The organism is uncultured Vibrio sp. (assembly GCF_947488985.1).
Taxonomy (GTDB): Bacteria; Pseudomonadota; Gammaproteobacteria; order Enterobacterales; family Vibrionaceae; genus Vibrio.
On sequence record NZ_CANLBV010000130.1, the window covers coordinates 1 to 6,918 of the forward strand.

Annotated in this window: 7 protein-coding genes; all 7 read right to left on the reverse strand. The window is 44.4% G+C overall.

Annotated elements, in window-relative coordinates; genetic code table 11:
• Positions 1 to 363: 363 nt before the first annotated feature.
• The 7 genes from deoC to Q1A70_RS18180 all read right to left on the reverse strand — a co-directional run bounded on the left by deoC (position 364) and on the right by Q1A70_RS18180 (position 6,735).
• Positions 364 to 1,140 carry a deoxyribose-phosphate aldolase gene (gene deoC / locus Q1A70_RS18150; RefSeq protein WP_299694949.1) on the reverse strand — a complete coding sequence of 259 codons (777 nt, stop codon included), beginning with the start codon at positions 1,138 to 1,140 and terminating at the stop codon, positions 364 to 366.
• A 508-nt stretch (positions 1,141 to 1,648) separates the two neighbouring features.
• Positions 1,649 to 2,911 carry a NupC/NupG family nucleoside CNT transporter gene (locus tag Q1A70_RS18155; protein WP_299694952.1) on the reverse strand — a complete coding sequence of 421 codons (1,263 nt, stop codon included), beginning with the start codon at positions 2,909 to 2,911 and terminating at the stop codon, positions 1,649 to 1,651.
• A 204-nt stretch (positions 2,912 to 3,115) separates the two neighbouring features.
• Complete coding sequence (locus Q1A70_RS18160) at positions 3,116 to 3,928, reverse strand: TatD family hydrolase (RefSeq protein ID WP_299694955.1); 813 nt, start codon at positions 3,926 to 3,928, stop codon at positions 3,116 to 3,118.
• Complete coding sequence (locus Q1A70_RS18165) at positions 3,909 to 4,049, reverse strand: DUF5363 family protein (RefSeq protein ID WP_299694958.1); 141 nt, start codon at positions 4,047 to 4,049, stop codon at positions 3,909 to 3,911. The genes Q1A70_RS18160 and Q1A70_RS18165 overlap by 20 nt, the downstream gene beginning before the upstream one ends.
• Positions 4,050 to 4,147: 98 nt before the next feature.
• Entirely contained in the window at positions 4,148 to 5,728 is a 1,581-nt protein-coding gene (gene prfC, locus Q1A70_RS18170; protein WP_299694961.1) for a peptide chain release factor 3, read from the reverse strand.
• Between the two features lie 160 nt (positions 5,729 to 5,888).
• On the reverse strand, positions 5,889 to 6,344 hold the full coding sequence (gene rimI, locus Q1A70_RS18175; RefSeq protein ID WP_299694964.1) for a ribosomal protein S18-alanine N-acetyltransferase: 456 nt from the start codon (positions 6,342 to 6,344) through the stop codon (positions 5,889 to 5,891).
• The gene (locus Q1A70_RS18180) at positions 6,337 to 6,735 is read right to left on the reverse strand and encodes a DNA polymerase III subunit psi (protein ID WP_299694967.1); all 399 of its coding nucleotides are present in this window, start codon (positions 6,733 to 6,735) and stop codon (positions 6,337 to 6,339) included. The genes rimI and Q1A70_RS18180 overlap by 8 nt, the downstream gene beginning before the upstream one ends.
• Positions 6,736 to 6,918 lie beyond the last annotated feature (183 nt).

A 6,918-nucleotide genomic window follows, 5' to 3' on the forward strand; every position in this document is an offset into this window, starting at 1 on the left:
TACGAGACAAGGTTCACTCATTACCGCCCATGCTGGGTAAATTTTAACAGTGACAACTATCCTGCCAGAGGGGGGGACTTCGCCATCACGTTTTCTGCGAATAATTTCTTGAGGTAGATACATTAGTGCCTCCCAAACTCTGAGCGAGTATGGTTGTAGGATAAAGAGGTAATATGGAGTGGCTTAACGCCACTCCATCAAACAGACTTATTATGTTCAATACTCTAAATATTTGGCGTTGCAGCTAGGCGACTATTCTCTTGATAGAAAATCGAAGTTCATTCCTATGAGCATAGCGGCTCTATGTGATTAGGATGAACTTACGCAGTCAACAACGCTGCTGCGTCAAATATGACGAGTAAATTAGTATGCTGCTGGATCAGCAGTCTGGTCTGTCACTTCTAATGTATTAAGAAGGTTAGTTAGTAGGCTTGAAGCACCAAAACGGTAGTGCATGTTGTCTGCCCACTCAGCGCCTAGTAGCTCATCAGCCATTGCTAGGTATAGTGCTGCATCTTCAGCAGTACGCACGCCACCAGCAGGTTTGAAACCAACTGTTTTAGCAACGCCCATGTCACGGATAACTTCAAGCATCATGCGTGCGAACTCTGGGGTCGCGTTTACTGGCACTTTACCTGTTGAAGTTTTGATAAAATCTGCACCTGCTTCGATACAGATTTGAGATGCTTTCTTGATCAGTGCTTCTTCTTTAAGCTCACCAGTTTCGATGATTACTTTCAGTGTGATGTCGCCACATGCTTCTTTACACTGTTTAACTAGCTCAAAGCCAACTTCTTCGTTGCCAGCAATAAGAGCACGATATGGGAATACTACGTCAACTTCATCTGCGCCGTACGCTACTGCTGCTTTTGTTTCTGCAACAGCAATTTCGATGTCGTCATTACCATGAGGGAAGTTAGTTACAGTCGCAATGCGTACTTCTGGAGTACCTTGCTCACGCAACGCTTTCTTAGCTGCTGGGATAAAGCGAGGGTAAATACAGATTGCAGCAGTGTTGCCTACCGCAGTCTTCGCGTCGTGACAAAGCGCTACAACTTTTTCAGTTGTGTCGTCGTCATTTAGCGTCGTTAGGTCCATAAGTTTAAGTGCACGTAGAGCTGCTGCTTTTAAATCGCTCATTTCTATCTCCGATCAATATATTCAAATAGTTAACTACTTCGCCCTCCATCCAGTATAGATGGATATTTTAGTCATGCTCAGTAGTCACAAATGAACGGACTTGGTTCCCTGAAGACTTGATAACTTTCGCTACCAATTGCAATCCTTGTCACCGCACAGTACCAGTTTGGTCTATGGCACAACAAATCAGTCATGTTGTGTCTAACATCTATAGCGTATCGCTAAGTTTGGCTTAATCCCAGAACAATAACCACGGACGAATCCAAGCGGTTACTTTCTTGCCAACAAGAGACATCCTATCTCTCAGCTTATACATTATAGCTATCCATCAATAAATTGTAGTGCGCCTTAGAACGCAAACGGTTTGTATCTCAAAAAAACATTCTAGGCCCACCATAGAATCAAACTTCTATTCAGATTCAACAGGCCTAAAAACAAAAAAGCCCCGCAGCAATTTCTTGCTACGGGGCGATATTAAAGTGGCGTCTATATAATCTAATCTACTTAATTAGAAAGATAGGAAGAAGCCAGCAATTGTTGCTGCCATCAGGTTAGATAGAGTACCAGCAATTACCGCTTTAACACCCATACGTGCGATGTCGTGGCGACGGCTTGGTGCAAGACCACCTAGGCCACCTAGAAGAATCGCAATTGAAGAAAGGTTTGCGAAACCACATAGTGCGAATGCGATGATAGCTTGAGTCTTCTCAGACATCACTTGACCCGTTGCTGCAACAACTTGAGCGTTTTCACCAACGTATGGTACGAAGTTTAGGTATGCAACGAATTCGTTAACAACTGTCTTCTGACCAATGAAAGAACCAGCAATAGTTGCTTCTTCCCATGGAACACCAATGATGAATGCTAGCGGTGCGAAGATCCAACCTAGAAGCAGTTCTAGCGTTAGGTTTTCCATACCGAACCAACCACCGATGCCACCTAGGATACCGTTGATTAGAGCAATTAGACCGATGAATGCAAGTAGCATTGCACCAACGTTAAGTGCCAGTTGTAGACCAACTGATGCGCCGCCTGCTGCTGCGTCGATCACGTTCGCTGGTTTATCGTTACCACCGTCCATTTCGTCAGTGATGTTGTCGTCTGGCTTATCAGTTTCAGGCTTGATGATTTTAGCGAATAGTAGACCACCAGGTGCTGCCATGAATGACGCTGCAACTAGGTACTCTAGAGGCACACCCATAGATGCGTAACCAGCTAGTACACCACCCGCTACAGAAGCCAAACCACCACACATTACTGCGAAGAGTTCAGAGTTAGTCATTTTAGGAACAAATGGACGAACAACTAGAGGGGCTTCTGTTTGACCAACGAAAATGTTTGCTGCTGCAGACATAGACTCGGCACGAGAAGTACCTAGTGCTTTCTGAAGGCCGCCACCAAGAATCTTGATAACCCATTGCATAATACCAATGTAGTAAAGTACAGAGATAAGTGCAGAGAAGAAAATCAATGTTGGTAGAACTTGGAAAGCAAAGATGAAACCGATACCGTCAACAGAGAAGTTAACTAAGCTACCAAATAGAAAACCAGTACCGTCTTTACCGTAGTCGATCACGTTTCCTACACCAGCAGAGAAACCTGCAAGTAGGTCAACACCCCAAGGGATGTAAAGTACAAATGCACCAAGTGCGAATTGGATAGCGAAAGCGCCACCCGTTGTTCTGATATTAATAGCTTTGCGGTTGTCAGATAGTAGGACTGCGATTGCGATCAGTGCAACCATTCCGACTAGGCTCATAAACAGGCTCATGGTTTATGACTTCCTTATTAGTTATTTATTGGCGTGTTACAAAATGGGGCTATAAAGCGGGGGCAATTATACTCATGCGACCACCAATAAAGTAATGCCATCCTCACACTTTCGCATAAGATTCATGTACCATTCACGCTCAAGTGTGATCACGCTCACACTAAAGATGTAATTTACGCAAACGATAAACAAAAACCTTCGATTTTATTCACATATACCAAATGCACGATGGCTATTTTGCCAAATTTGTGCTGCAATCGATTGCTTTGGTTCTTTTCTAAGCAAAAAAAGTTCATTTAATATCGTAACTAAATGTTTGGAATGATTAACATTTCCTTGGTTTCCATAGATGGGCATATCCGGAGCATCCGTTTCCAACACTAGGTATTCAAGGGGCAGTTTCGCGATGGTTGTGCGTGTTTTTTGCGCTCTTGGGTAAGTTACCGTTCCACCGACGCCAATATAGAAACCGAGCTTGATCCACGCCAAAGCCTGCTGTTCACTCCCAGAAAAGCCGTGAATCACACCGCCTAAGGTGAACTTATGCTGCTTTATTAGCTCAATAAGTCGGTTGTATGACTTCCTCTCATGGATGATTAAAGGCAGCTCAAATGCCTTCGCAAGCTCCATTTGTTGGATGAAAAAGTGCTCTTGTTTCTCTCGTTCAACGTCCACAAAAAAGTCCAATCCACACTCGCCAATGGCCACACACTGACGTGTTTTTGAAGCGAGTAAGTGATGAAGCTCTTCAAATTGCACCGAATCCGCTTGATCTAAAAAGTAAGGATGGAAGCCTAATGCGTAGTAAATATTGGGGTGAGATTGAGCGATTTCATCGAGTTTTTTCCAGTTACTTTGACCAATAGAGGGGATCAGTAACTTCTCAACTTGGGCTTGTTTGGCTTCTTTTAGGTAACCACCAATACTTTCCTCAACCGAAAAAGCGTTATCAAAGACGTCAAAGTCCGCATGGCAATGGGTATCAAATAGCGGAAAATCACTTAATTCTGGTGTCATCTTCCCCACTCTCTGTTTGTTGTCCTTGAGTCACACAGCTGCGCTTATTCTCAGGTGTTAAACCAAGCTCCTCGCACCACTTATCGTATTTCTTAATCCAAACTTTTATCCAACCGAACATATTAACCTCACGCTTCCAACCTTAAAGAGCACGCATTAAAAAACGCCTATTGCTGAACAATAGACGTTTTTGTTGAACTCGAATAGAGCGCGGAGTAATTAGTGCTCGCGCGTCGCTCGGAACTGAACGTCAGGGAAACGTTCAGAAGCTAGGTTCAAGTTCACCATAGTAGGTGCGATGTAAGACAGATTATCACCGCCATCTAGCGCTAGGTTAGATTGGTTCTTACGTTTGAACTCTTCCAGTTTCTTAGCGTCGTCGCACTCAACCCAGCGAGCTGTTGCAACGTTAACACCTTCGTAGATAGCTTCTACGTTGTATTCTGCTTTCAAGCGCGCTACAACCACGTCGAACTGAAGTACACCAACTGCACCAACAATCAGGTCGTTGTTCTGCATTGGACGGAATACTTGCACAGCGCCCTCTTCTGAAAGCTGAACCAAGCCTTTTAGAAGTTGCTTCTGCTTCAGTGGATCGCGTAGACGAATACGACGGAATAGCTCAGGTGCGAAGTTTGGAATACCAGAGAACTTCAGGCTTTCACCTTGAGTAAAGGTATCACCAATCTGGATTGTGCCGTGGTTATGCAGACCGATGATATCGCCCGCGTACGCTTTCTCAGCTCGCGCACGGTCACCTGCCATGAAGGTTACCGCATCAGAGATACTTACGTTCTTGCCAGTACGAACATGGTTCATCTTCATACCTTGGTTGTAAGTACCCGATACAATACGCATGAATGCGATACGGTCACGGTGTTTAGGATCCATGTTTGCTTGAATCTTAAATACGAAGCCAGAAAACTTCTCTTCTGTCGCGACTACATCACGCTCATTCGCTTGGCGAGTTTGCGGTGCAGGTGCCCACTTCGTTAGGCCATCTAGCATATGGTCAACACCAAAGTTACCCAGTGCAGTACCGAAGTAAACAGGCGTTAGTTCACCAGCAAGGAACAAGTCGTGGTCAAATTCAGGACAAGCACCAATAACAAGCTCTAGCTCTTCACGTACGCTTTCAGCAAGATCGTCACCTACCGCTTCATTTAACTCAGGGTTGTCTAGACCTTTGATGATACGTACTTCTTGTATCTCATGACCGTGGCCAGATTCGTACAAGATCGTTTCATCACGGTGAATATGGTAAACACCTTTAAACTCTTTACCACAACCAATTGGCCATGAGATTGGAGAACAAGCCATACCCAGCTCGCTTTCTACCTCATCAAGCACTTCCATCGGGTCACGAACGTCACGGTCAAGTTTGTTCATAAACGTTACGATTGGCGTATCACGTAGACGTGTTACTTCCATTAGTTTACGAGTACGATCCTCGACACCTTTCGCCGCATCGATAACCATCAAACAAGAGTCAACCGCAGTTAGTGTACGGTACGTATCTTCCGAGAAATCTTCGTGTCCTGGAGTATCTAGTAGGTTTACTAGGCAATCATTGTATGGGAATTGCATTACCGACGTAGTTACCGAGATACCACGTTCTTTTTCCATCTCCATCCAGTCAGATTTAGCGTGCTGGTTAGAGCCACGGCCTTTTACGGTACCCGCTTTCTGAATCGCGTTTCCGAATAAAAGAACTTTTTCAGTAATCGTGGTTTTACCCGCATCCGGGTGAGAGATAATTGCAAACGTTCTACGTTTGCTCACTTCTTGTTGGAAAGACATAGTCGCCCTTTGCTGATCTAAAGCGTAAAAAGGGCAAGTAGATAATACTTGCCCTTGAATTCTGTGTGCGGATTATACAGAAAGCGTGTCACTTTCTAAAGGGTCAGTTTACACCCTATTTTGTCGCTTATTCTCTGCTTAGCGAAAAGCGACAAGATGACTAGCTAAAAGACATAAAAAGATAGCTCATAATAATCGCATCTTCATTGCCTTGCTTAGTTGGGTAATAGTTGCGGCGGCGATCGACTTCGTTGAAACCGGCTTTCTCATACAAGTTAAACGCGTTCACATTACTTTCGCGCACTTCCAGCCAAGCACTTTCTGCGCTCGCTTGTTCACACATATATAGGAAGTGCTCAGTCAGCGCTTTACCGTAGCCTTTGCCTTGTTGGCTTGGATCCACAGCAATATTTAATAGCGTCACTTCACCAACGATATTCTGCGCGAAGAAATACCCGACTACTTGTCCATCGACTTCAAGCACATGGTGACAAGCACCTCGGCTATCGAGATCGCGGATCATCGTTTCAGACCAAGGGTGAGAATGGGCGGTCTGTTCTATCTGCCAAATAGCGTCTAGGTGTTGTTGTGAAATCGGTAAAAATTGATTAGTCATAAGCACAAATTTGTTGCCATAAGTCGCGGCGGTGTTGGTTATTCCCATTAATGTCAGACAGTAATGGTGATTGTAATGTTTTAGCTTTCAGCTCTTGGGCGGACTCACAACCGGCAAACCACACCCACTCAACATCACCGAGTGAGATAGAAGATAAGTGTTGAGGCTGAATATGTAAGGCTTGAGATAAGTCTAACTTGATACTTTTGAGTACACGCTCAAACATCACGGCGAGGTCTTCTTGAGGCTTTTCAGGCGAAACCAAGAGTAACTTGCAATTGTTAGAGAGCGGAGTCAATTCAGATTCATAGCCCGCCAAACGCTCAGGGTGGATAAGCTCCCATTGGCTAATGCCCATCTCTTGCAGGTATTGTGCGTGTGTTTGTGACATATCTAGCGGTGTAACCTTAAGTTGGAAGTAGGTGGCTTATCAAAACGAAGTTAAAAACGAGCTCATCAGAGTTGGGCTGATACTAACAAAAAATAAAGGAGCATCAAGCTCTAATGCCGTTCACTTAAGGTGAGCGGCATTGTTTTTTCTAGGATATCGGCTTGGCTTTTTCTTCACGACTCT

Coding starts and splice junctions, on each gene's coding strand:
- prfC (WP_299694961.1), bottom strand. CDS start 5,728: ATGTCTTTCCAACAAGAAGTGAGCAAACGTAGAACGTTTGCAATTATC.
- rimI (WP_299694964.1), bottom strand. CDS start 6,344: ATGACTAATCAATTTTTACCGATTTCACAACAACACCTAGACGCTATT.
- deoC (WP_299694949.1), bottom strand. CDS start 1,140: ATGAGCGATTTAAAAGCAGCAGCTCTACGTGCACTTAAACTTATGGAC.
- Q1A70_RS18160 (WP_299694955.1), bottom strand. CDS start 3,928: ATGACACCAGAATTAAGTGATTTTCCGCTATTTGATACCCATTGCCAT.
- Q1A70_RS18165 (WP_299694958.1), bottom strand. CDS start 4,049: ATGTTCGGTTGGATAAAAGTTTGGATTAAGAAATACGATAAGTGGTGC.
- Q1A70_RS18155 (WP_299694952.1), bottom strand. CDS start 2,911: ATGAGCCTGTTTATGAGCCTAGTCGGAATGGTTGCACTGATCGCAATC.
- Q1A70_RS18180 (WP_299694967.1), bottom strand. CDS start 6,735: ATGTCACAAACACACGCACAATACCTGCAAGAGATGGGCATTAGCCAA.